Source organism: Pseudaestuariivita sp. (assembly GCF_052825805.1).
In genome coordinates, this window is record NZ_JBRBVB010000005.1 from 164,890 (window position 1) to 188,080 (window position 23,191).

Here is a 23,191-nt window from a genome sequence, read left to right on the forward strand (position 1 = left end):
ACTGCCGTGGACAGACCCGGCTGATGCGTTAAATGACGCGGATGTTCATCGTGACCCACGCGACCCTGCGCAACCCCGGCGTGCTCGAGACACGCAGCCTGCCGAAACGGTTCCTCGGGCGCGTCGCGGTGATCCCGCGCGCCGGCGCCGGGACCGCGACATGGGCGCGGCTGATCTTCGAAGTGCAGGTCTTGCGCTACATCGTAGCGCTCCTGCCCTTCGTGATCGCGATGCTGATCTGGCCGCAGCTGGCCCTGCCGCTGGCGCAGGCGCCGCTCGCCATGATCCTCGTGATCGCGCTCGTGGAGATGAAGGCGCTGCACTACTCCGACACTGCCCGCGAAAAACTGATCGACGAGGACGCCGCGGCCCGCGTGCTCGACCAGCTCACCTATCGCGCACGCGGTATGCTCCCCGAGATCGCCGCCCGGCACGAGATGAGCCAAGGCCAATTGCACCTCGTGCTTGAGCAGTCCGAGATCGCCCGCGTCGCGCCGCTCACGCTCGTCTCGATCCAGGCCGAGGATCCGAACCGCGTGCTGAGCCTCACCCCCGAGGACCGGCAGGCGCTGGCCGTGCTCTTTGACACAGACCTCACCGAACGCGACCTGCACCGTGCAAACGCCCGGGCCAAGACGTACCTGCGCGACATCACCTACGACGTGCGCGGCGTCTCCGCCCACGCCCGCCTCGGCGCCCGCCTGCAGGCCAAGGGCAAGGCCCAGGCCAAAGCACACGCGACAGCCACGGAAGCCACCGCATGACCGTCAACGCGCAGCGCATGTCCGCGACTCGCGCGGGCGAGGTCCTCTGGGCAGGCTGGCAAGCACAAAAGGCCGGCGGTCTGCGCACCTCTTGGATGCTGCACGGGCGGCCCGGCGTGGGCAAATCCGAGCTGGTCCGCGCACTCGCGGCCCGCCTCGACGCGCCGCTCTTTGACCTGCGGCTGACGATGATGGAGCCGCAAGACCTCCGCGGCCTGCCCTTCTACGACCACGAGGGCAAACGCACCGTCTGGTACCGCCCCGAGGATCTGCCGCAAACCGGGCCTGCCGTGCTCTTTCTCGACGAGCTGACCGCCGCACCGCCGATGCTGCACCCGGCGGTCTACGGCCTCCTGCAGGAACGGCGTGTGGGCGCGCACAGCATCGGCGAGGACGTGTTTCTAGTGGCGGCTGGCAATGGCTCTGCGGACGGCGCTGTCGCCTATGACATGGGAACTGCGCTCAGCGACCGGATGGTGCATCTCGTGGTGGAGGCGCGCATCGACGACTGGCTCGTCTACGCCGCCGAGCAGAACGCGCACCCGGCGGTGCCAGCGTTCCTGCGCGCCCGGCCCGACCTCCTCGACACCACCGAAGACGCGCTGCGCAAAGGCCAGACCGTGGCCGCCACGCCCCGCGCATGGCTCCGCGTGTCGGACATCCTGCACAGCGTCTCGGACCGGGTCCTCCGTCATGCGATGATCGCCGGAACGGTGGGCGAAGCGTCCGCCGCCGAGGTCATGCTGGTCGTCGACGAAGTCGCCGCCGCACTCGATGTCGAGGAGATGTTCGCGACCGCGCGCAGCAAGCGCAAGGACCTCTACCCGCAAACGCTCAACGGGTTGACCGCACTGGTGTTCGGCACTGTGTCAGGCGCCAGCGAGCAGACGATGCCCGCCGCCATCGAGATCTTCGAGGACATCCGCCACCTCGACGCCGCCCTCGGCCTGCCGCTCGCGGACCTTTCCGCCTTCGGGTTCGAACGGCTCATTGCCAAGGCGCTCGATCACGGGTGGGAGGACGCCTTCGCCGGCAGCGACGCCTATGCCGACTACGCCGAGGCGCGCGCCGCCGCAGGGCTGTGACCGGCACCGACCGCTCTGCACGGGCGCGCGCGCATCTGGCCGAACGCGACCCGGCGCTTGGCCTGCTGATGCTCTGGTGCGTCCACCAAGAACACGGCGGAGATACCCAGACCGACGGCGACACCATCCGGTACGGCCCGGCCTTCGACACGCTCCCGCTGCAGGATCAAGTCGGCACCGTCGCGCACCACGTGCTGCACGTCGCGCTCCGCCACACCGCCCGCGCCGGAGCAATGAAAACCCGGCTGGGCAAGGCGTGTGACACTGACCTTTACGCGCTCATCACCGATGCCATCGTGAACGAGACCCTGCGCGCGGGCGACCTGCCGGTGCCGCCTCCGTCGGTCACGTTGACCGGCCTTCTCAAAGAGTCCGGTCTCAACCCCGGCACGCCGCGCGAGACGCTGGCAAAATGGGAGGCCGAAAAGCTCTACTTCGCCCTCCTGTCGGACCCCGCCAAAGCCGCCTCTGCCCGCAAATACGCCGACGGGAAAGGCTTCAAACAGGACATCGTGCCTTCCGAGAACGGCGACGTCGCCCCTGATGAAGAGACCGCCTGGCGCGCGCATCTCGCCCGTGCCGAGGCCGCAGGCCAGGGCGTCGGTCACGGCATCGGACCGCTCCTTGCACGTCTCGCAGCGCTGGCGCCCGCCAAGCTCCCGTGGGAGCGCGAGCTGCGGCACCTCTTCCTCAAGGCAACCCTTCCGAAACCGCAGGTCCGCTGGTCACGCCCCTCGCGGCGCTGGATCGCCCGCGCCGGCGCCGGTGACCTGACCCCGTTCGAACCCGCCCGCCGCGGCCAGTCCACAGTGCCCCGGATCGTCGTCGCCATCGACACGTCAAGCTCGGTCACAAGCCAGCAATGGGACCTCTTTGCCGCCGAACTCTCCGGCATCCAGCGCCGCTCTGGCGCGCTTTGCACGCTCTTGGCCTTCGACGACGACGTGCATCACGAGGCGACCATGGAGGGCGCATTCGCCCTCGACCACCTGCAAGTCCGTCGCGGCGGCGGCACGTCCTTTGTCCCGGTTTTCGACCGCGCGGCAGAACTGGACCCGTCCCTCCTGATCCTGCTCAGCGACGGCGACGCGCCTTTGCCGAAACGCCCTCCGTTTGACGTGGTTTGGGTGCTGCCGCCCGGCACCGAAACGGTCCCGGATTTCGGACGCATCCTGATGATGGATTAGCGTAAAGAGAATTCGAAGCGGGTAGTTTACCCGCCCAAAAGAAAGCGCCCGCCTGACGGTTTCCGTCAGGCCGCGCCGTCCCGCCCCCATGGGGCGGCGCGATTGCGCCACCCCGCGGGACGGCGCGTGTACGTCTGTTTCTTTCGTATAAAACAAAAGCCGCTTGCTCTAATCCAGCCGCAACCCACACCCCTCAAACGCCGCCCGCGTCGCGGCCTTCTCGGCCTCATCCAGCTCCAGCATCGGAAACCGCACCTGTCCTCCGACCTGACCCAGGAGCGACTGCCAGTACTTCCCATGCGCCGTGGGTTTCCCCGCAGGCTTGGTCGTCTTGATCGCCTGTCGCACAGGATCGAGGCTGTCGCGCACCTTCCACGCCTCTGTAAACTTCCCGGCAAAGGCGAGCTCGGTGTACTCGTGCATCCGTCGGTCCACCTTGGTCTGCAGCTGGTAGGGCGGCGACGAGCAGAGGTAGAGCCTCCAATCAAGCTCCTCGATGTTGCGCAGCCAGTCATCCTCCAGCGAGGTCGACACTTGGATCTTGTCCCCGACCATCTCCGTCAGCGCGACGTACATCTCGCGAGGCACCGAGTACTTGATCGCCACGATGTTCGGCAGTTCCGCGATGCGTGCCGCCGTCTCGGGCTCCATCAGGTACCCGCAATCGGGATGGCTCCACATCGCGATCCCGATGTCGAGGTTGTCACAGAGCCGCTTGTAATAGGCGTAGAGCAACGCGTCCCGGTCGTGGCAAAAGCTGAGCATCGGCGTGTGCACGACGATGTAATCCGCGCCGATCTCCTGCGCGTACCGGCCCAGTTCGAGCACCGTGTCGACGTTCTGATCGGAGGCCGAGAGGATCGTCTGCGCGCTGCCCCGGCATTCGTCCACCGCGATCTTCATGTTGCGCTTACGCTCTTCGAGCGACATCGCCCAGAACTCGCCCTGCTTGCCCGCGATAAAGAGGCCGGCGATCTCCAGATCGTCCACCCAGTGCCGGATGTTGCGGCGCAGGCCCGCCTCGTCGAGCGATCCGTCCTCGGCAAAGGGCGTGAGCGCCGCCGCCCAGATGCCGCGCATCGTGTCCTTGGCGTGCTCCTTGGCAGTGGCTTGGGTGTACTCCATCGGGCCTATCCTTTTGCGTCCTGCATCGCGCTCCACACCTTGCAGGGCGTGAGCGGCATGTCGAGATCGGTGATGCCGAGCGGCGCAAGCGCGTCGAGCACGGCGCTCAGCAGTACGGCGGGTGCGGCGATTGTGCCCGCCTCCCCCAGCCCCTTGGCACCCAGCAGGTTGGTGGGCGATGGCGTCTCGGCGGTGTGGATGTCAAGCGGTGGCACGTCAGTCGCACGCGGCAGGGCGTAGTCCATGAAAGAGCCCGTGAGCAGCTCGCCGTCCGCGTCGTGATGCACCGCCTCCATCAGCGCCTCGCCAAAGCCCTGCGCGAATCCTCCGACGATCTGGCCATGCGCCAGCTCCGGCACGATGAGGGTGCCTGCGTCGTCAAGGCAGGCAACTTTCTGGACCGCGACCATGCCTGTCTCGGGATCTACTTTCACCAGCGCAAGCGCGGCGCCATAGCCCCAGGCTTGGCCGTCATTGGCATAGCGGACCTCGGCCTCGATGGGGTAACCGGCGCCATCTTCGCGTTTTGCGAGCAAGTCCAGGCACGCCTTGAGCACAGCGCTGCCGCCAATCGCGGTGGCGCGGCTGGCGAGCGCGCCGATGCCTTCGGGGTCTGTCTCTGTGTCACCCAAACTCACTGAAACAGCGCTCTCGGACAGGCCCAGCGCATTCGCCGCTATTCTTGCGTAGGAAGTCTGGCGGCCATGGCCTTGTGAGGAGCTCCCGCTCGCCACATGTGCCGTGCCATCCGCTTGGAGGGTGACGCGTGCGCTTTCCCAGCCCTCGCCGGAAGGCTCGAGGTAGAAGGCTAGACCGAGCCCGGCAAGCTGGCCGTCCCTCCGTAGAGCATCCCGACGGGCCGTGAGCGCGGCGTAGCCAGCCGCCCCGAGCAACCCGTCAAGCAGCGCCGCATAGTCACCGGAGTCGAGCGTGTTTCCGCAGGGCGTGTGCTTTGGCAAAGCCCCTGCGCTTAGCAGGTTCTTGCGCCGGATCGTAACCGGATCGAGGCCCGTCGCGCGCGCGGCATTGTCGACGAGCCGCTCCATCAGGACGTTGGCCTCGGGCCGTCCTGCGCCTCGGTAGATGCCCGTTGGTCCCAACCCATCCTGCTGTGCAGTGGTCGTGATCTGAACCGTGTCGATGTCGTACCCGCAGGGCAGCATCCGCGCCGCGTTCCACGCTGGGATGAGGCCGGAGTTCGGCAGCCAAGGTCCGATGGGCGCCGTGACCTTGGCGTGGAGCGCAAGGAACGTGCCGTCCTCTGCAACGGCCAGCGCGCCCTCACTGTGGACCCCGCGCCCGTGGGTGGCGGAGAGGAAATCCTCGGACCGGGTGGCGATCCAGCGCACGTCGCGGCGGTGGTGCAGTGCTGCCCAGACGGCGAAGACTTCTTCTGGGTAGAGCGACGCTTTCATCCCGAAGGCACCACCCACGTCGCGCGCGATCACGCGCAGGCGGGCGGGGTCGACGCTGAGGATGCGTGCCAGTTCGGACCGGGTGCGGTGCGGGGTCTGGGTGCTGTGCCAGATGGTGGCGTTATCGCCTTCAACTTTGATCGCAATCCCGCGTGGCTCCATCGGGCTTGGGGCCAGGCGCGGGTGCTTGACGGAGACCGTCACCACATGCGTTGCCTCCCGGAACGCCGTATCCACGTCGCCAGTGGTCCAGCCCTGCTCCGCCACTGCAACAGGCGCGGGCTCGACGGCAGCTATGTCCGCCCAGATCGCCTCCACCCCGTCCTGCGCCGCGGCCTCCGTCTCGGCCAACACGGCGGCAATCGGCTGGCCCGCCGCCATCACTTCGCCCTGCGCGAGGATAGGATACGGCAATGGGGTCACGACCGGCAGGATCGGATTGACCGAAAGCGCGCCAAGCCCGGCAACCTCCGTCCCATCATGGACTGCGACGACGCCCGGCACCTCCCGCGCATCCGCCAGATCGAGCGTATCAAACTGGCCAGCCGCCTCGCTCCGCACAAACGCCAGATGCAGCGGTTCGCGCAAAGGCGCGTCGGCGACAAAACACGCCTCTCCGCGCAGCAAAGGCGGGTCCTCGCGTTTCGAAAGCGGCGCTCCGGTCATATCCCGAACTTGCGTGCAAAGCGCGGCATATGCCAGCCTTGCGCGCGAAAAGGAGCAAAGATGCGGCTGATCTTGATCGGAAAAGGCGCCATCGCGCGGCACGTGACCGCTGCAGCGGAGGCAAGGGGTTGGCGGATCGCGGCGGTGCTGGTGCGTGCCGACACGGCGGAGCTTGCCCCGGGCTGGGTGACGGAGGTGGCGGACTTGCCACCTGCGGATGTGGTGGTGGACTGCGCCGGGCATTCGGCCTTGCGCGGCTATGGCGCAGCGATTTTGCGCGGTGGCACGGCGCTCGTCACCGTGAGCCTCGGCGCGCTGGCGGACGATGCGTTGTATACTGACCTCAAGGCAGCGGCAGAGGCAGGCGGCACGCAGCTGCACCTCGCAAGCGGGGCCATTGGCGCGCTCGATGCGCTGCGGGCCGCGCGCACGGGCAAGCTGGACAGGGTTCAGTACATCGGGCGCAAGCCGCCACAGGGGTGGAAGGGATCACCCGCCGAAGAGCGGCTGGACCTCGATGCGCTTGGCGACACGCCCGCCACACATTTCGAAGGGACCGCCCGCGACGCGGCGCTTGCCTACCCCAAGAACGCCAATGTCGCCGCCGCGGTGGCGCTCAGCGGCGTGGGGTTCGACGCCACGCAGGTCACGCTGATCGCGGACCCGACCCGAACCGCCAACATCCACGAGATCCACGCCTCGGGCGATTTCGGCACGCTCAGCTTTCAGGTCGCAGGCAACGCCCTGCCGGACGCCCCGCGCTCCTCAGCACTTGCGGCGATGAGCGTCGTGGCCCGGCTCGAGGCGCTCGCTGCGCCGGTTCAGCTTTGAACGATTGACGGCACCAAAGGTTCTCGCGCACGTTTGGACCAGCACATAGCGGAGGCTCCCATGGCACGACTTGCGGCGTTCAACTTCAAGGCATGGATCGACGAACACCGGCACCTGCTGAAACCGCCCGTCGGCAACAAGATGGTGTTCGAGGAGGCCGACCTGATGGTGACCGTCGTGGGCGGGCCGAACAAGCGCACCGATTACCACGACGACCCGGTCGAGGAGTTCTTTTACCAGCTCGAAGGGGACATGCTGCTCAAGCTCTTCGACGGGACGGAGTTCTATGACGTGCCGATCCGCGCGGGTGAGGTGTTCCTGTTGCCGCCGCACGTACGCCACTCGCCGCAGCGCCCGCAGGAGGGATCGGTCGGTCTGGTGATCGAACCCAAGCGGCAGCCGGGTCAGCTCGATGCAATCGAGTGGTACTGCTTTGACTGCAACCACCTCGTGCACCGTTCGGAGATGCAGCTGACCTCGATAGTGACCGACCTGCCGCCGGTCTATCAGGCGTTCTACGGCTCGGACGAGGCGCGCACCTGCCCGAACTGCGGCGCGATGCACCCCGGCAAGGAGCCGCCCGAGGGCTGGGTGCAGCTCTGATCAGAGCTTGGCGAGTTTGAGGAGCGCGGCGCGCAGCACGGCCTGCTCCCCCTCGCTGAACTGCGCCATCAGCGCGGCGTCATAGCGTTCGGCACGCACACGCAGATCGTCGTAGGCCGCCTGCCCCTGCCGGGTCAGCGCGAGCGTCTCCCACCGCCGGTCCGCCTCCCGCTCAGTCCGCGTCAGAAAGCGGCGCTGTTCGAGCTTGGCGACGGCGCGGCTGATCTTGGTCTTGTGCATGCGCGCCCGGCGCGAGATGTCCGTCGCGCTTTGCGCGCCATACCGGCCCAGGTGAAAGAGCACGCGCCATTCGCCGCGCAGCATCCCGTAGCGGTCGCGGTAAAGCTTGGCGAAGTCGAGGCTCACCTCCTCCGCCGCCTGCGCCAGCACGTAGGGCAGGAAATCGCGCATCTCGAAGGTGTCCGTCATGGCGCACAATCTGCCGCGGGTAAGTTACAGCTGCAACCAAGTTTGCGCCCAGCTGTTCGCTGGCGTGCCTTGCAGCATTGTGTCGGCGCGCTGGACGGCGTCGGTGAACTCATGGTGCGCGAAAAGCGGCTCGAACTCGACACCAAACAAGGTCTGCGTCGCATAAAGACGGTCCGGCATGGCGGCGGGAAAGGTCACGATCACGCGCGCTTGCGGGTCTTGCAGTGCCGCGCCTTCGCCAGCCGCGAACCGCAGCCAGGCGGCAAGCGGCAGCGCGTAGCTGTCCAAGGAGTGACCGGCGTGCAATGCTGCAAGCGCGGGACGCAGGATGCGCTGGGGCAGCTTCTGGCTGCCGTCCATCGCGATCTGGCGGCAGAGGTGCTGGATGGCCGGATTGGCGAAGCGTTTGAGCAGGTCGGCCCGGTAGCCCTCGGTGTCGAGACCGCTCGGCAAGGTCCGCGCGGCGGCAGTCATATGCGCCTCGATCAGCGCCACGATGGGATGCTGCATGACGTCCCGCACCGCCTCCAGCCCCGCGAGCGCCCCGAGATAGGCGAGGAGCGAGTGCGCGCCGTTGAGCATCCGCAGCTTCATTTCTTCGAAGGGCGCCACGTCCGGGACGATCTGCGCGCCGGTTTTCTCCCAGGCGGGGCGCGGGCCGGCAAAGCTGTCCTCGATCACCCATTGGCGGAAGGGCTCGGTCTCGACCGCCCAGGGGTCGGGTGCCCCGCGCAGCGCCTCTGCGGTGGCAAAGGTGTCAGAGGTGCTGGCCGGCGTGATCCGGTCGACCATGCTACTGGGAAAGGTGCAATGCGCTGCGATCCAGTCCCGCAAGGTCGGGTCGGTCTCGGCCGCGAATTCGAGCAGCAACGCGCGCAGAAGGGCGCCATTGCCGGTAAGGTTGTCGCAGGACATGAGTGTGAGGCCGGTGCCGCCTTGACCCATGCGTGTTTCGAGGCCGCGCGCCAGAACGCCGATGGCGGTGGTGGGGGGTGCGGTGCCTTGGAGGTCGCCGGTTATGCCGGGATTGCCGAGGTCCAGCCGCGCCTCGGGCAGCAACGCGCCATAGCCCTTTTCGGTCACGGTCAGGGTCACGATCTGCACATCCGGGTCCGCGATGCGCCGCACAATCTGCTCAGCCTGCGTGGGCAAGTGATGTGCCGCCCCGACGCAAGTGATCGGCTTGAGCCTCGGCCCGTCCGGCGCGCGGATCACGAGGCCGAACGCATCGCGGGTGCGGGCGTCGATCAAGGCGCGTGAACGCATCGCGACAGGCTCGATCCGCCAGCCGCCGGCGTCCTCGGTGTAGTCGGCGACATGGGCGCGAAAGAAGGCGCCGAGCCCGAGGTGCAGGATTGCCCCGGTCACAGCCGATACGCCTCCTTGGCAAGGTCACGGGCGAGCAGCGGCGCGATCTGAGTCGCGTCCTCTTCGCCCAGCCGGTGCGTCGTGACGAGGTCGGCGAGGTAGGCGGCATCGCACCGCCGCGCCACGTCGTGCCGGGCGGGGATCGACAAAAGCGCGCGCGTGTCGTCGTTGAACCCGGCGGTGTTCCAGAACCCCGCCGTCTCGGTGACCGCCTGCCGGAACCGGCGCATCCCTTCGAAACTGTCGTGAAACCACCAGGGCGGACCCAGCCGCAGGCAGGGATACGCCCCCGCCAAAGGCGCCAGCTCACGCGCATAGGTGCTCTCGTCGAGGGTAAAGAGGATCAGCCGCAGGCGCGGGTCCATCCCCACGGTGTTCAGCAGTGGATGCAGCGCCTCCACCCACGAGGTGCGGGTCGGCATGTCAAAGCCCCGGTCCCGGCCATAGGCGGCAAAGACCGCGCCGGAGTGGTTGCGGAAGGAGCCGGCGTGCAGCTGCATCACCAGCCCATCCTCGCAGGACATCCGCGCCATCTCGGTCAGCATCTGCGCGCGAAAGAGCTCGGCCTCCGCCGCGCTCGCGTCACCAGTGCGCACCCGCTCTAAGAGGCTCTGCGCCTCCGCCTTGGTCAGGTCCGCGGTGCGGGCGGTGGGGTGGCCGTGGTCCGTCGCGGTCGCACCACGCGCGATAAAGAACGCACGGCGCGCGCGGTGCGCGTCGAGATACCCATCCCACGTAGCAGTGTCGCATCCGGTCAGCGCGCCGAAGGTTTCAAGGTTCTGCGCAAAGCCCTCGAACTCCGGGTCGACCACGGCGTCGGGCCGGTAAGTCGGGACGACGCGCCCCTCGGGCCAATCCTTGGCGACCGTCTCGTGCGGGGAGAGCGTGTCGAGCGCGGAGTCGGTTGTCGCGATCACCTCGATCCCGAACCGCTGGTAGAGCGCGCGCGGACGGAACGCCTCGGTGCCGAGTTGCGCCTGGATCGCATCGAAAATCGTGTCTGCGGTGTCCGGCGTCAGGGCCGTGTCGATGCCAAGAACTTCGCTCAAGGCGTGGTCGATCCAGAGCCGCGAAGGCGTGCCGAGGAAAAGGTGGTAACCTTCGGCAAAGCGGCGCCAGATCTTGCGCGCGTCCGTCTCGGCGTCTGCGCCGATCCCCAGCTCCTGATAGCTTGCACCCTGGCTCACCAGCATCCGCACGACGTAGTGGTCGGGGATCACAAAGAGCGCCGCGGGGTTGTCGAACGGCTGGTTCTCACTCCACCAGAGCGGGTCGGTGTGACCGTGCGGGCAGACCAGTGGCAGGTCCTTGACGTGGGCGTAAATCTGGCGCGCGACCCTGCGGGTGGCCGGATCGGCGGGAAAGAGGCGGTCGGGGTGCAAAAGGCTCATGCCGTGCAGCAAACCAGAGCCGGCGTGCGGTGAAAAGCGCTATTGCACCCGCACCCGCCGGCTCCAGAGCGCCCGAAAAAGGAAAAGCGCCGCGAGCGCGTCACAGACGAGGATCGCCCAGTAGGGCCAGCTTGGCTCTTGGCGGAAGGTCTCGAGAAACGCGCCATTCCCGCCGATCAGCATGCAGGCAAAGGCAATCCACGCGAGCCAACGCCAGTTCTGCACCAGCCCGAGGCTGAGTGCGGCATAAAAGATGGCAATGGCGATGAAAACCCAGCCGAACGTCGCCCATGCACCAAAGGGCAGCGCAACGAGGTGCAGGGCGCCGCTCAGCACGATGAAAAGCGCGGCGGGCGCGAAAGGGCTGCGCATGTCGGTCATGTCAGCCCTCCTCGCCGCTATCGGCATCGGCACCGGTTTCGGTGTCTGCGTCGGGATCTACAGCGCCGGTGTCCGTCGCGTCCTCCACAGCCTCGGCGGGGTCGGTCGGGCACGGCATGCCTGCCGCGACCCACGCGGCGGTGTCGTCGAGGTGGTCTTGCAGGCTGCCCGGCGGTGCCGAGCGCCCGGGACCGGGGTCGAAGGACCAGGTGATAAACCCGCGTTCCGAAGCGTCGTGCAGGATGTGCTCGATCAGCGCCTCCCCACCGCGGCCACCATTGGTTTCGGGGTTGCGCAGGATGGTGCAGACCTCGTCCGGCCTCTTGCCGGTCCACTGCATCTCGACCGGCGCAAGTTGCCAGTCCATGCCGGAATGCGGTGCCGCGTGGGGGACGGTGTTCGGCATATCGGAAGTCACGTGGCAGGTCTGGCAGGGCAGCGTCTCAATCCCCATGCGGCTCTCGCCCGCGACGATGTGCATCCCGTGGGGGCGCGGCTCTTCGCCCACCTCGGACCAGAGCGGGACCCCGGCCTCGTCCACATGGCAGTTGAGGCAGCGCGGATGGGTGACAACGGCGGCGACGCGATCCCATGCGGCGAGGCCGTCCTCTTTCGGGAGCGTGCCAAGCTGTGGGACGTCAAGCCCATGCTCACCCTCCGCAACGGCGGTGGACGCGAGCAGGCTCAAGGCAAGGGCAAGTCGTTTCATCGCGCCGCCCTCACACAAAAGCCATGTCGTTCTGGAACGGCATGGCGCGCAGCCGGATGCCCGTCGCGTCGAACACCGCGTTGGCAAGCGCGGGCGCGGCCGGCGGGGTCGGCGGCTCGCCGATCCCCTTGATCGCGTCGTTGTTCTCGAGCCCGCGCACCACGATCTCCGGTGTCTGGTAGAGCCGCATCCCGGCGTGCACGTGGTAATTGTCCTGCTCGGGCATCCCGTCCGCGAAAGTGACTTCGGAGTTGATCGCGTGGCCCAGCCCCCAGATCACCCCGCCCTGCACGTGGTTTTCAAAGTTCACCGGGTCGAGGATCTTGCCCACGTCGCAGGCCACGTAGACCCGGTCGATGCGGATGCCGTCCGGGGTGGTGGTGACCTCGACGACCTCCGCCGTCGGCACGCCGAAACTCTCGACCATCGCCAGACCGCGCCCGCGGTTCGGGCCAAGCGGCGCGCCCCAGTTCGACATCTCGCCCACTGCTTCCAGCACGTTGCGGGCAATGCCCCAGTCCGTCAGGCGCAAGCGCTCTTCGAGCGGGTCGGCACCGGCGGCACGGATCGCCTCGTCGAGGAAACACTCGGCAAAAAAGCCCGCCGTCACAGCGCCCACCGAGCGCCACGACGACACCGGCGCCAGCTCCGGCACGGCGTAGGCGCGCAGGCGCATGTTCGGGATCACGTAAGGCGCATTCCACACACCGGCGGCGATCTGAGCGTCCGGTCCCGGCAGGACCGGCCCGATCCGCCCCATCTGCGAGCGGGAGGCCGAGGTCGTGGCGATCTGCAAATCGATCGCCGTGACCTGCCCGCCGTCGACCCGCGCCGTGCCGCGCGCCATACCGATCTGGCGGGGGTAGTCGGTGGCAAAGTCCTCCTCCCGGCTGTAGGTCAGCTTGACCGGGGTGCCGCGCATCTGCTCCGCGATCTCGGCGGCGAGCGTGATGTTGTCGAACTCGAGCCTGTGGCCGAACGAGCCGCCCGCGTACTGGTTGTGGAACACGACCTGGTCCGCGTCATGGCCGGTGACCGCCGCCACCTGCTGCTGCACAAAGCGCGGCATCTGGTGGGAGGCCCAGACCTCCACCGCGCCGTCCGTCACCCGCACCAGCGCGTTCAGCGGTTCGAGCGGCTGGTGCGCGGCGTAGGGACAGCGGTACTCCGCCGTGATCTCGGTCCCCGGAGCGGAGTCCACATCGCCAGTGTTGATCCATTCCCGGTCGAGCCGCGCCTCGTGAAAGGAGGCGGCGACGGCGTCCCAGTGCTCCGCCTGGCTGGCCGGGTACGGCGCGACATCCCAAGTGACCTCCAGCGCCTCGGCAGCCTTGATCGCGCGCCAGGTGTTGTCGGCGATGACCGCATAGCCCTTGGAGAGCTGTACCACGTCCGTCACACCGCGCATCGCGCGGGCGGCGGTGTCGTCGACGGACACAGGCTTGGACCGGCGCGGCGACAGGCGCACGGCCGCATGCACCATGCCGTCCATCTTGAGGTCGATACCGTAGGATTGCGCGCCGGTCGACTTGGCCGCCACGTCCTCGCGCTGCGTTTCCGCGCCCAGCAGGCGCCACTCAGACGGGTCACGCAGGGTCACGTCCCGCACCGGCTCGAGCGTCGCTGCGGTCTGCGCCAGCTGCGTGTAGGGCAAAGACGTGCCGTCCGGCAGGATCACGGCGCCGGCTTGCGTTGTGAGCTCGGCCACCGGCACGCCTGTCTCGGCACTGGCCGCCAGCTTGAGCGTCTCGCGCGCCACCGCACCCGCCTCGCGCAGCTTGTCGAAACTGTCGGGAACCGACGAAGAGCCGCCGGTCACCTGGATGCCGGCGAGCTTGCCCACGGCGCCCATCGCGGCGCGCATGATCTCGGCTGGCGGGCTGGTGTCGCGCTGGTCGAATGGCACCCCCTCCGCGGCAAGCGCCGTATTGTAATAGGCCGGATCCGGCGCGCCAAACGTCGTGGCGTACTGGCCGGGCTCGAGGTCCATCTCCTCGGCGATCAAGAGCGCCTGCGTGTGCACGGCGCCCTGCCCGATGTCGGCATGCGGTGTCACGAGCGTGATCCCGCCTGCGTCGATCTTGACCCACGGGTTAAACGTCGCGCTGCCGTCCGCGAGCCCGTCGGCGAGCGGATTGTCCGGGCGCCGCTGCACGGCGTAGGTGCCGAAGGCAACCCCGCCCGCGAGCGCGGCGGAGCCGATGAGGACGGTGCGGCGGGTGAATGTTCTCAGCTTGCCCATGCCTTACACCTCCTTGAGCTTGGTTGCCGCGGATTTGACCGCGGCGCGGATGCGCGGGTAGGTCCCGCAGCGGCAGAGGTTGCCGGACATGGCGTGGTCGATCTGCGCGTCGGTCGGCTCGGGGTGCGTCGCTAGGAGCGAGGCGGCCTGCATGATCTGCCCGCCCTGACAATAGCCGCATTGCGCGACCTGCGCCTCGATCCAGGCCTCTTGAACGGCGTGCAGCGCGTCCGGCGCGCCCAGCCCCTCGATCGTGACGATGTCGCGCCCGTCCGCGGCCGCGGCGGGCAGTTGGCAGGACCGCATCGCCATCCCGTCCACGTGCACCGTGCAGGCGCCGCACTGCGCGATGCCGCAGCCGAACTTGGTCCCCGTGAGCCCCAGCTCGTCGCGCAGCACCCAAAGCAGTGGCATGTCGTCTTCGACATCCACCTCGTGCTCGGTTCCGTTTACGGTCAGGCGCATGGCGGGGTCTCCTCGGCGGGCGGTTTGGCTGGCTCGTGCTTTGAAGGTAGAGGTTCACAAGCGGGGTGCAACCACCCCATCGCGTCCGCGCTGCAGAAGGGCAGGTCGAAAGCGTGGATCCGGGCAGTGTACCTGCGCCGGCTTGAGTTGTTTGGAGGCTGCGAGTGCCGTCGCAAAAGAGGGCCTCGAGCGGGGCACATGCCGCAGGACGCTCGGTATACCGGAACGCCGGAACACCGGAACATTGGCGGGACGCTGCTGACAGGACGGCGCACCTGGCATCCCGTGCAACCACATCGCAGACTGGTCACAACCCGGCCTCTGCCCTATCCCTTGGACAAACGGGGAGGGCGGGCCATGCTGACAGACCAGAAAATCGAGGACTTTCAAACGCACGGCGCCGTCCTGCTCAAAGGCGTGTTTTCGGACTTCGTCACCGGCGCGCGCCAAGCGATCGAAGAGAACATGGCCGCCCCCAGCTGGCGCGAGCGCACCTACAGGCCCGACGACGGCGGGCAGGCGTTTTTCCAGGACTACGTCGTCTGGGACAAGTTCGACGGGTACCGCGCCCTGGTGCGGGACTCGTCCATGGCGGAGCTTGCCGCCAAGCTCATGCAATCCGAGACAGCCCGCGTCTTTCACGACCACATCCTCGTCAAGGAGCCCGGCAACTCGGTCGTCACCCCGTGGCATCAGGACCAGCCCTATTACCTCTGCGAGGGACGTCAGTCGGTGAGCTTCTGGGTGCCGCTCGACCCGGTGCCGCGGGAGCGGACCATCGAGTACGTGGCGGGCTCGCACCTGTGGGGCAAGGACTTCAGACCCAAGCGTTTCGACGGCACCGACCTCTTCGAAGGCGACACGAGCGAGGCCGCGCCCGACGTCGAGACAGAGCGCGCGTCGCTCGACATCCTCGGCTGGGCGGTGGAGCCCGGCGATGCTGTCGCCTTCAACTTCCGCACACTGCACGGCGCGCCGGCAAACGCCTCCCCGATCCGCCGTCGGGTGATCTCGGTGCGTTGGGTGGGCGATGATGCCAAGTTCGCCAAACGGCTTGGACCGACCTCGCCCGCCTTCCCAGACCTCAGCTACGAAGACGGCGCTCCCTTCGACGCACCGGAGTTTCCCGTTCTTTACCCCTGACACGCCTCAGAGGTCGTTCCTCTCAACCGCACGACGCACCGTAGGATGGGTGATATCACCCATCCTACAAGGCCGGGGCCATGCGCCTGCACAGACCCTGTGCGCGGCAGCACGGCTTTGTGATATTGCAGTGAGCGTCAAACGCGCCACATCCCCTCCATCGTACACTCAACAGGAGGCCCCTATGAAAGCCCTTGCTCTTGCCACTGCCCTGACCGCCGCCACGGCGACCACCGCGCTTGCGGATGCGGAAACCTACGTGATGGACCCGTCGCACTCGGTCATCCAGTTCACCTGGTCGCATGGCGATTTCTCGACCACGTTCGGGATGTTCTTCGAGGTGGGTGGCGAGATCCAGTTCGATCAGGACGACCCGGCGGCCTCCTCGGTCTCGGCGTCCGTGCCGCTTGGCACGATGGTCGTCGATCCGACCCTCAAAGGCCACCTCGAGGGCGAGCGCTGGTTCAACGGCTACGACGGCAAGATGGTGTCCTTTACCTCGACGTCGATCGAAGTGACGGGCGACAGCACCGCGATGATCACCGGCGACCTGACTGTCGGCGACATGACGCAGGAAGTCGTGCTGGACGCCACGATGAACAAGATCGGCGACGGCCCACGCGGCGGCACGATTGCCGGCTTTGACGCGACGACCACGATCATGCGCTCCGACTTCGGCGTGGGCGCATTTGCGCCGTTCGTGTCGGACGAAGTGGCGGTCGAGATCTCGATCGAGGCAAGCCCGGCGTAAGGCTGTCGCCTCAAGGCAAAGGAAAAGGGCGCCCATTGCGGCGCCCTTTTCTATGTGCGGTTCGGGCTGCCGAAACGGCACGCTCGCAACGTTAAATCACGCGCCGCCCGTTTTGCCGGAGGCAAACCTACGGTTTGACGGGGGCGGGTTTTGCCAGAGGCAAGCCTTCGGCCCGACGCGGCCTGACGGTTCCCGTCAGGCGGGTGCTAAGGTTTGGCGTACTATTGCGCTCAGCTACCCCCAGCAGCCTCCTCAGGCGTCGTTGTCGCCGTCAGCGAGATCACGACGTCTACCCCGAACCCGACCGTGCTTTCATCCGGCATGCTCTCGCCGACGTTGAAGTCGCGGCGCATCAGGGTGACGGAACCATTGGCCGTCGCTGTGTCCCCCTCGATCACCAGATCGAACGGCAGCGTCAGAGGCGCCTCGGTGCCTTTGATGGTGATGGTGCCCTGCAGTTCCTGCCCCGTCTCCGTCTCGACGATATCGCCTGTCACGGTGGCGGTGGGGAACGCCTCGGCGCTCAGGAAGTCGGGCGTCAGCGCGTCCTGCGTCACGCTGCCGAGCGTCAGGGACGTGACGGCGATGGTGACATCCGCGTTGCCATTGACCGGGCCTGCCGCCTCGGGATCGTAAGTGATCGCCGCGGTCCAGTCGCCAAAGGTGCCGGTCACGGGCGTGCCGAACTGGTCCACCGTGATTGCGATCTCCCCTTCGGTCACGCGCCAGTCGGAGGCCACCTCGTCCAACGCCGCACCCTCGCCCCCATGATCGAGCGGTTGCAGCGCCGCCGCCGTACCCACACCGACAAAGAGCACTGCGGCCAGCACCGGAGGCGCCAGACGGCTTTGATGCCGCGGTACGTCCGGCACGGACGAGGCGCCAAACCACATGCGCCGTAGCGTGGCATCCTTGTCCCAGACGTGGTGCTTGAGCGCGCCCGCGATGTGCAGGGCCAGCGCCGCCAACATCGCAAACTTGAAAAAGAGGTGCGCCATGGCGAACCGCTCGGCCAGCACCGGATCGTTCGGCACGAACGGCAGATCCTGTCCAAAAGGCCAGGGGATCGGCGCGAACCCTTCGGTCGCGGCATGCGTCAGCCAGCCGGTCAGCGGCACCATCACCAGCGAGCCGTAGAGCATCCAGTGGACGAGCTCGGCCAGAAATCCCTGCACCCCGCCGTGCCCGCCGATCATCCCCGGCTTGGGCTGCACAAGCGTCCAGAGGATGCGCAAGAGCGCGGTGAAAAAGATCGCAAGCCCGATGGATTTGTGGATCGAGTAGAGGCGGATCTTCCACGCCAGGCTGTTCGGATCGGACGTGCTCAGGTTGTCGGCCACGGCGCCCGTCACGATCACTCCCAGGATCAGAAAGGCGATCAGCCAGTGAAATGTCTTGGAAATCGTGCCGTAGCTGTGCGGCGTGTTGGTCAGGGACATGGCGGGCCTCGGGTGCTGGGAGCGCTTACTTACCAGCGTAACCTAGCCGCACGCGCCCCCGGATCCACCGCGCGCGCCGCGCAGACGCTCTGCCCTGACGCACAGGTCAACCGGCGCTCGCCAACTCAACTGCCGCGGTAGGTGCTCATCCCGTGCGGGCTGAGGAGGAGCGGCACGTGGTAATGCGTGTCCTCGGCCATGCCGAACCGGATCGGCACCTCATCGAGGAACAGCGGCTCTTCGGCGGCCTGCCCTGTGCTGCGCAGGTAGTCCCCCGCAAAGAAGATCAGCTCGTATGTGCCCGTCTTGAACGTGTCCTGCGGCAGGATCGGCGCGTCCGTGCGCCCATCGGCGTTGGTCACGGCCTCGGCGATCTTGCGGTGGCTGTTGCCCGACACCCGGTAGAGCGCGATCTTGATCCCCTCGGCCGGCCTGCCGCGCGCCGTATCGAGCACGTGGGTCGTGAGAAATCCGTCTGCCATCTTTGTCGTCCTCGGGGTCAGAGCCTGCGCGTGACAGCACCACGGATGTTACGCCTGCACAAGAGCCGTGAAGCGACGATGCCAGCGCAAGGGCTTCGATGGCGGATAACCGCGCCGGGTGTGCAGCCGTCCGGTTCCTCACCGCCGCTCACCGCCCGAACCCACGCAAATTCATGTGACGGTTCACGTCCTTGTAGAGCAGATAGCGGAACGGCCCCGGCCCGCCCGCGTAACACGCCTGCGGACAGAACGCGCGCAGCCACATGTAGTCGCCCGCCTCGACCTCCACCCAATCCTGGTTCAGCCGGTAGACCGCCTTGCCCTCCAGTACGTAAAGCCCATGCTCCATCACATGCGTCTCGGCAAAGGGGATGACCGCGCCGGGCGCAAAGGTCACGATGTTGACGTGCATGTCGTGGCGCAGGTCGTCTGGCGAGACAAAGCGGGTCGTCGCCCACTTGCCGTCCGTGCCCGGCATGGGGTTCGGGGTGGCCTCGGTTTCGTGCGTGACAAAGGCGTCCGGCGCCGCCAGCCCCTCGACCGCCTCGTAAAGCTTGCGGATCCAGTGGAACGTGACCGGCGCCTCACCCGTGGCCTCGAACGTCCAGTCAGCCCCCGGCGGCAGGTAGACGTAGCTGCCCGGGCTCAGCGCGTGACGCTCGCCGCCGAGTTTAAGGTGGGCAGTGCCGACAACGACGAACAGCACCGCCTCCGCGCCAGCATCTGTCTCGGGCCGGACGGAGCCGCCGCCGCTGCCCACCTCCATGATGTAATGCGAGAACGTCTCGGCAAAGCCGCTGAGCGGGCGCGCGATCACCCAGAGCCGCGTCTGCTCCCAGAACGGCAGGCAGCTCGTCGTGATGTCCTGCAGTGTGCCTTTCGGGATCACGGCATAGGCGTCCGTGAACACAGCCCGCCCGGTCAGCAGCTGCTCCTGTCCCGGGTGCCCGCCCTTGGGTGCATAATAATCAGCCATCTGCCGCGTCCGCCCTGCCAGTTCTCACGCCTGTCTACCCGAGATCGTGGCGCGTTGCACAGGGCTCTGCGTCCAGCGCCGTCAGGCCACCTCAGGCAATCCGATCCGACAGCGGGCTTTCATCCATCTGCGCGATAAGCAGGTGGTTCAGACGCTCCGCCATCTCCGCCCTCACGGCTCGGTGCGCCGGGTCGTCCCAGAGGTTGCGCGTCTCGCCCGGGTCTTCGGCCAGATGGTAGAGCTCGCCCCAGTCCTGATCTCGGTAAAGCGTGTAGCGCCACTCATGTGTGACCACCGAGCGGACGCGCGCGGGGCTCTCGAACCCGAGCCGCCGCCCGCCGTCGTTGTACTCGATCAGCGCCTCCGCGCGGGGACCCTCTCCACCATGGATCGCGTCCAGAAAGCTCTGGCCCTGATTGCCGTTGAAGGGCGCCAGCTCCGCGCGCTCGAGGATCGTCGCAGAGAGATCCACGCTCGAGCACAGGGCCTCCGAGGTCGCGCCCACCCGGTGCGCCGGATCGGACCACAGGAACGGCACCCGCGTGATCGATCGGAACGGCAGAGCACCTTTGAGGATCATGTTGAAGTCGCCCAGATAATCTCCGTGATCGGAGGTAAAGACGATCACCGTGTTCTCCAGCTGGCCATTCGCCTCGAGCGCGGCGAGGATCTCGCCCACCGCGTCGTCGATGCAGGAGATCATCCCGGCGGTCAGCGCCATGGCCTCGCGGATCTGCTTCTCCCCCAGCATCATCGCCGTCTGCGGCGTCGTTTGCCCTCCGCCGCTCTGCCAGCTGTCGTGCAGCCAGCGCATCGGCGGGGTCGGGTTCGCATGCGCTTCGAAGGGCAGGCCAACCTCGAAATCGTCCGGGTCGTACAGGTCCCAGTACGTGCCCGGCGGGTTGAACGGGTGGTGGGGGTCGGGAAAACTGACGAAGGCTAAGAACGGATCATCCCGCCCCGCGCGCGCGCCGAGGTACTCTACCGCCCGGTCGCGCACATAGGCAGTGGGGTAGAGGTCTTCGGGGATCGGCGTGCGGTACGCCTGCGGACAGGTATAGCCGTGCAGCAGCTCGTTCGCGGGATCGTGCAGCGCCTTCCAGTCAGGCGCAGTGGCGCGGAACCACTGGCCATAGTGCCCGCCGCATTTGTCACCGTGGTGCGTGACCAGATCCACATGCTTGAACCCGTAATATGGCGTTGCCATCTCGCTGCGCGCCTCCCCGGCGAACCGCGGCGCTTCTTCGGCATAGGTCTCGGGACGGGACGCCCGCCACGCCTCATCGATTAGCCGCCCCTCGGGACCGGCATCGCGCCCCATGGGCGGCAACCCGGTAAAGGGTTGCAGGTGGCTCTTGCCGATCAGCGCAGTGTGATAGCCCGCCGCGCTCAGCACATCGGCGCAGGTGTTCGCCGTCTCCGGCAGGGCGCATCCGTTGTAGCGCAGGCCGTGCAGGCTGGGGTAGCGCCCCGTCATCAAGGACGCGCGGTTCGGCATGCACACCGGGGAGGCGACGTGAAACTGGTCGAACCGCGTCCCGCGCGCTGCGATGCTGTCGATATGCGGCGTGCGGACCACCGGGTGCCCGGCGCAGCCAAGCCAATCGGCGCGCTGTTGATCGGTGATGATAAAAAGGAAGTTCGGCCGGTCTGTCATGTCGCTCTCTCCGCGGCCCGTCTCGGCCTCACCTCCGCATGGTGAAGCGCCGGACCGCCCACCGCAAGCGCGGGTCGTCTGTCACGGAGCCGCGCTTCATCAGGACACCCACGGCTCGGCGATCCAACCTGCCGCCACGTGTCCAGCTTCCCTGCCCCGCCACCCCTTGCCCAAAGGTCGTGCGCCATAGGCTGCATGGCTCGGAGCCGGGCCAACGCAGCAGGTGAAACACCCTCTCACGGGCAAGACGCGCGATAACCAGTCAGGGCGTCCGCCGAATACGACCTCTTGCACAAAAAGACAGTCACACGGTCCGCAACCGATCCTCCCGACGTGGACCGTCAGGCCACCCACACTGAAAGACTGCGGCACATGTCACCTGTCGAGACGCGACCCAGTCATCGCCCATCGTCACCTGCGACCCCGCAAGCCGCATATCACTGGCGCACGACCCAACGCACCTCGCGCGGCGACCGGAAAATTGCTCGGGCAGCACCGCACTCTAAGTGACCGCGCCGCGCACTCCCAATCGACCTCCTTCTTACCAAGTGCGTCTATAAGGATGGCGGTGATCCGCACGATACTCCACCCAAAGGTCCTCACCCCGCCACGGCGATCCCGTCTCGTTTCCTTAATCAGCTCAAGATCGTGCCAGCGCCGTGCTGTAGGTCACGTTGCCGGACAGCTCCCCACGCGCGCCTTCCCCAAGCGAGCCGCAGAGACGCGCGCCCCGGTGTATCGGCGCCTGACCACCCGTATGCGCGCCGCGACGCGTGCCGTCCGCTTGCCCAGCTGGGAGAGCGGCAGCTGCACCGCGCCCACAGCGCTCGCCATCTCGAACAGCAGGTTGGCGCGGGCAACGCGCAGCTCACCAGCACCGACGTTGCAGCCACGAGATCGAGCGTTTCCATCACGCCATACCCGCACGAGAAACGAGGTGATCGTTGTCTCACCCCCTGCCCCGACAGACCATTCCCGGCTGATCTGCCACGCATCCGTTTCAAAGCACGCACCGCCTCTCCCAGTGCGCGTGCAGAGGCTGGCAAGCCGCCATGAAAGGTTTAAGCTGCCGCCGTCCACGCAGAGAGGGAGGCGGCATGGTAGAACTCGCCACATGGATCGGCAGGACCGAAACGCGGGTCGACGACCTGCACCCCTTCCCGGCCAACGCGCTCGCCGCCACGCTCGACCGGGATGACACATATGCGCAGGGCGATGCGCTGCCCCCACTCTGGCACTGGCTGCACTTCCTGCCGGTCTTCAAACGGAGCGCCGCAGGCTACGACGGGCATGCGGCGCTGGGGGGCTTTCTGCCGCCCGTGCCCCTGCCCCGCCGCATGTGGGCGGGCAGCGCGCTCGAATTTCACACGCCCCTGAGGCTCGGCCAGACGGCCACCAAGGTCTCCACCATCGAACGCATCTCAGAGAAGACCGGACGCAGCGGCCCCCTCGTGTTCGTGACCGTCGGGCACGAGACATCCCAGGCTGGCCGCCTCGCCGTACGCGAAACGCACGACATCGTCTATCGCGCTCCGCCTGCGCCGGGCGCTCCGCTGCCGGAGCCTCCGGTCGCATCCGAGGTGTCCGACTTCTCCCGAGAAATCACGCCCGACCCGGTGCTGCTCTTCCGTTACTCTGCGCTGACCTTCAACGGTCACCGCATCCACTACGACCAACCCTTTGCCACCGGCTCCGAAGGCTACCCCGGCCTCGTCGTGCACGGCCCGCTCCTGGCCACGCTCCTCCTGGACCTCGTGCACCGCACCCTCCCCGCCGCCACCGTCACAAGCTTCCGGTTCAAAGCCACAGCCACCGTCACCGACACCGCCCCCTTCACCGTGCACGGCACCCTTTCGGAAACGTCCGTCACCCTCTGGATCCGCCGCGCCGACGGCGCTTTGGCCATGCAAGCCGAGGCACGGATCGACGTTTAGCAAAACTGTGATAAGTGGCGGCTTCGTTCAACTATAGATTGCACGTTGACGTCTCGACTAGCCTGCCTGAGTGTAGACGCGCGGGTCACGCGCTTCAGGAGGTAACATGGCATCAATTTTCGAGAAAGTGGATGCTCCCAACGACGGC

The 23,191-nt window shown here is 67.1% G+C and carries 21 protein-coding genes; 8 read left to right on the forward strand and 13 right to left on the reverse strand.

Features of this window, described 5'->3' with window-relative positions:
* Positions 1-32 precede the first annotated feature (32 nt).
* The 3 genes from ACU0B3_RS08495 to ACU0B3_RS08505 are packed head-to-tail and all read left to right on the forward strand — an operon-like array spanning position 33 to position 3,036.
* A complete protein-coding gene (locus ACU0B3_RS08495) occupies positions 33-764 on the forward strand; it encodes a hypothetical protein (RefSeq protein WP_446260417.1) in 732 nt (243 codons plus the stop codon).
* The gene (locus ACU0B3_RS08500) at positions 761-1,849 is read left to right on the forward strand and encodes an ATP-binding protein (protein ID WP_446260418.1); all 1,089 of its coding nucleotides are present in this window, start codon (positions 761-763) and stop codon (positions 1,847-1,849) included. The genes ACU0B3_RS08495 and ACU0B3_RS08500 overlap by 4 nt, the downstream gene beginning before the upstream one ends.
* Positions 1,846-3,036: a vWA domain-containing protein gene (locus tag ACU0B3_RS08505; protein ID WP_446260419.1), complete on the forward strand. Its 1,191-nt coding sequence runs from the start codon at positions 1,846-1,848 to the stop codon at positions 3,034-3,036. Before ACU0B3_RS08500 ends, ACU0B3_RS08505 begins: the two co-directional genes overlap by 4 nt.
* Before the next feature lie 168 nt (positions 3,037-3,204).
* On the opposite strand, the gene ACU0B3_RS08510 is transcribed toward ACU0B3_RS08505, so the two are convergent.
* Together ACU0B3_RS08510 and ACU0B3_RS08515 are read right to left on the reverse strand one after the other, a co-directional pair.
* Positions 3,205-4,161, reverse strand: a complete 957-nt coding sequence (locus ACU0B3_RS08510) for a dihydrodipicolinate synthase family protein (protein WP_446260420.1) — start codon at positions 4,159-4,161, stop codon at positions 3,205-3,207.
* A gap of 5 nt (positions 4,162-4,166) precedes the next feature.
* A complete protein-coding gene (locus ACU0B3_RS08515) occupies positions 4,167-6,242 on the reverse strand; it encodes a xanthine dehydrogenase family protein molybdopterin-binding subunit (RefSeq protein ID WP_446260421.1) in 2,076 nt (691 codons plus the stop codon).
* Between the two features lie 60 nt (positions 6,243-6,302).
* On the opposite strand from ACU0B3_RS08515, the gene ACU0B3_RS08520 reads away from it, so the two are divergent.
* Together ACU0B3_RS08520 and ACU0B3_RS08525 are read left to right on the forward strand one after the other, a co-directional pair.
* Complete coding sequence (locus ACU0B3_RS08520) at positions 6,303-7,073, forward strand: aspartate dehydrogenase (protein WP_446260422.1); 771 nt, start codon at positions 6,303-6,305, stop codon at positions 7,071-7,073.
* A gap of 60 nt (positions 7,074-7,133) precedes the next feature.
* A complete protein-coding gene (locus ACU0B3_RS08525) occupies positions 7,134-7,676 on the forward strand; it encodes a 3-hydroxyanthranilate 3,4-dioxygenase (RefSeq protein ID WP_446260423.1) in 543 nt (180 codons plus the stop codon).
* On the opposite strand, the gene ACU0B3_RS08530 is transcribed toward ACU0B3_RS08525, so the two are convergent.
* From ACU0B3_RS08530 to ACU0B3_RS08560, 7 genes are read right to left on the reverse strand one after another with little or no spacing between them, the layout of a single operon-like run.
* Positions 7,677-8,105, reverse strand: a complete 429-nt coding sequence (locus ACU0B3_RS08530) for a MarR family winged helix-turn-helix transcriptional regulator (RefSeq protein WP_446260424.1) — start codon at positions 8,103-8,105, stop codon at positions 7,677-7,679.
* A gap of 24 nt (positions 8,106-8,129) precedes the next feature.
* Entirely contained in the window at positions 8,130-9,473 is a 1,344-nt protein-coding gene (locus ACU0B3_RS08535) for a mannitol dehydrogenase family protein (protein WP_446260425.1), read from the reverse strand.
* Entirely contained in the window at positions 9,470-10,864 is a 1,395-nt protein-coding gene (uxaC, locus tag ACU0B3_RS08540; RefSeq protein ID WP_446260426.1) for a glucuronate isomerase, read from the reverse strand. The genes ACU0B3_RS08535 and uxaC overlap by 4 nt, the downstream gene beginning before the upstream one ends.
* Positions 10,865-10,903: 39 nt before the next feature.
* On the reverse strand, positions 10,904-11,245 hold the full coding sequence (locus tag ACU0B3_RS08545; RefSeq protein WP_446260427.1) for a hypothetical protein: 342 nt from the start codon (positions 11,243-11,245) through the stop codon (positions 10,904-10,906).
* Position 11,246: 1 nt separating this feature from the next.
* Positions 11,247-11,954, reverse strand: a complete 708-nt coding sequence (locus tag ACU0B3_RS08550) for a hypothetical protein (RefSeq protein ID WP_446260428.1) — start codon at positions 11,952-11,954, stop codon at positions 11,247-11,249.
* A 10-nt stretch (positions 11,955-11,964) separates the two neighbouring features.
* Complete coding sequence (locus ACU0B3_RS08555; protein WP_446260429.1) at positions 11,965-14,196, reverse strand: molybdopterin cofactor-binding domain-containing protein; 2,232 nt, start codon at positions 14,194-14,196, stop codon at positions 11,965-11,967.
* A gap of 3 nt (positions 14,197-14,199) precedes the next feature.
* Entirely contained in the window at positions 14,200-14,661 is a 462-nt protein-coding gene (locus ACU0B3_RS08560; protein ID WP_446260430.1) for a (2Fe-2S)-binding protein, read from the reverse strand.
* Between the two features lie 357 nt (positions 14,662-15,018).
* On the opposite strand from ACU0B3_RS08560, the gene ACU0B3_RS08565 reads away from it, so the two are divergent.
* Positions 15,019-15,804, forward strand: coding sequence for a phytanoyl-CoA dioxygenase family protein (locus tag ACU0B3_RS08565; RefSeq protein WP_446260431.1), 786 nt, complete (start codon positions 15,019-15,021; stop codon positions 15,802-15,804).
* A 184-nt stretch (positions 15,805-15,988) separates the two neighbouring features.
* Positions 15,989-16,555, forward strand: a complete 567-nt coding sequence (locus tag ACU0B3_RS08570) for a YceI family protein (protein WP_446260432.1) — start codon at positions 15,989-15,991, stop codon at positions 16,553-16,555.
* A 230-nt stretch (positions 16,556-16,785) separates the two neighbouring features.
* Here the strand turns inward: ACU0B3_RS08570 and ACU0B3_RS08575 are convergent, their stop codons facing one another.
* The 4 genes from ACU0B3_RS08575 to ACU0B3_RS08590 all read right to left on the reverse strand — a co-directional run bounded on the left by ACU0B3_RS08575 (position 16,786) and on the right by ACU0B3_RS08590 (position 21,109).
* Positions 16,786-17,994: a cytochrome b/b6 domain-containing protein gene (locus tag ACU0B3_RS08575; protein ID WP_446260433.1), complete on the reverse strand. Its 1,209-nt coding sequence runs from the start codon at positions 17,992-17,994 to the stop codon at positions 16,786-16,788.
* 125 nt (positions 17,995-18,119) lie between these two features.
* A complete protein-coding gene (gene uraH, locus ACU0B3_RS08580; RefSeq protein ID WP_446260434.1) occupies positions 18,120-18,476 on the reverse strand; it encodes a hydroxyisourate hydrolase in 357 nt (118 codons plus the stop codon).
* A gap of 148 nt (positions 18,477-18,624) precedes the next feature.
* Positions 18,625-19,452 (reverse strand): bifunctional allantoicase/(S)-ureidoglycine aminohydrolase, encoded by an 828-nt coding sequence (locus tag ACU0B3_RS08585; RefSeq protein ID WP_446260435.1) that lies wholly within the window; start codon positions 19,450-19,452, stop codon positions 18,625-18,627.
* 91 nt (positions 19,453-19,543) lie between these two features.
* Positions 19,544-21,109, reverse strand: a complete 1,566-nt coding sequence (locus ACU0B3_RS08590) for a sulfatase family protein (RefSeq protein ID WP_446260436.1) — start codon at positions 21,107-21,109, stop codon at positions 19,544-19,546.
* A gap of 1,097 nt (positions 21,110-22,206) precedes the next feature.
* Here ACU0B3_RS08590 and ACU0B3_RS08595 point away from each other — a divergent pair.
* The gene (locus ACU0B3_RS08595) at positions 22,207-23,043 is read left to right on the forward strand and encodes an FAS1-like dehydratase domain-containing protein (protein WP_446260437.1); all 837 of its coding nucleotides are present in this window, start codon (positions 22,207-22,209) and stop codon (positions 23,041-23,043) included.
* The last annotated feature ends 148 nt before the right edge of the window (positions 23,044-23,191 follow it).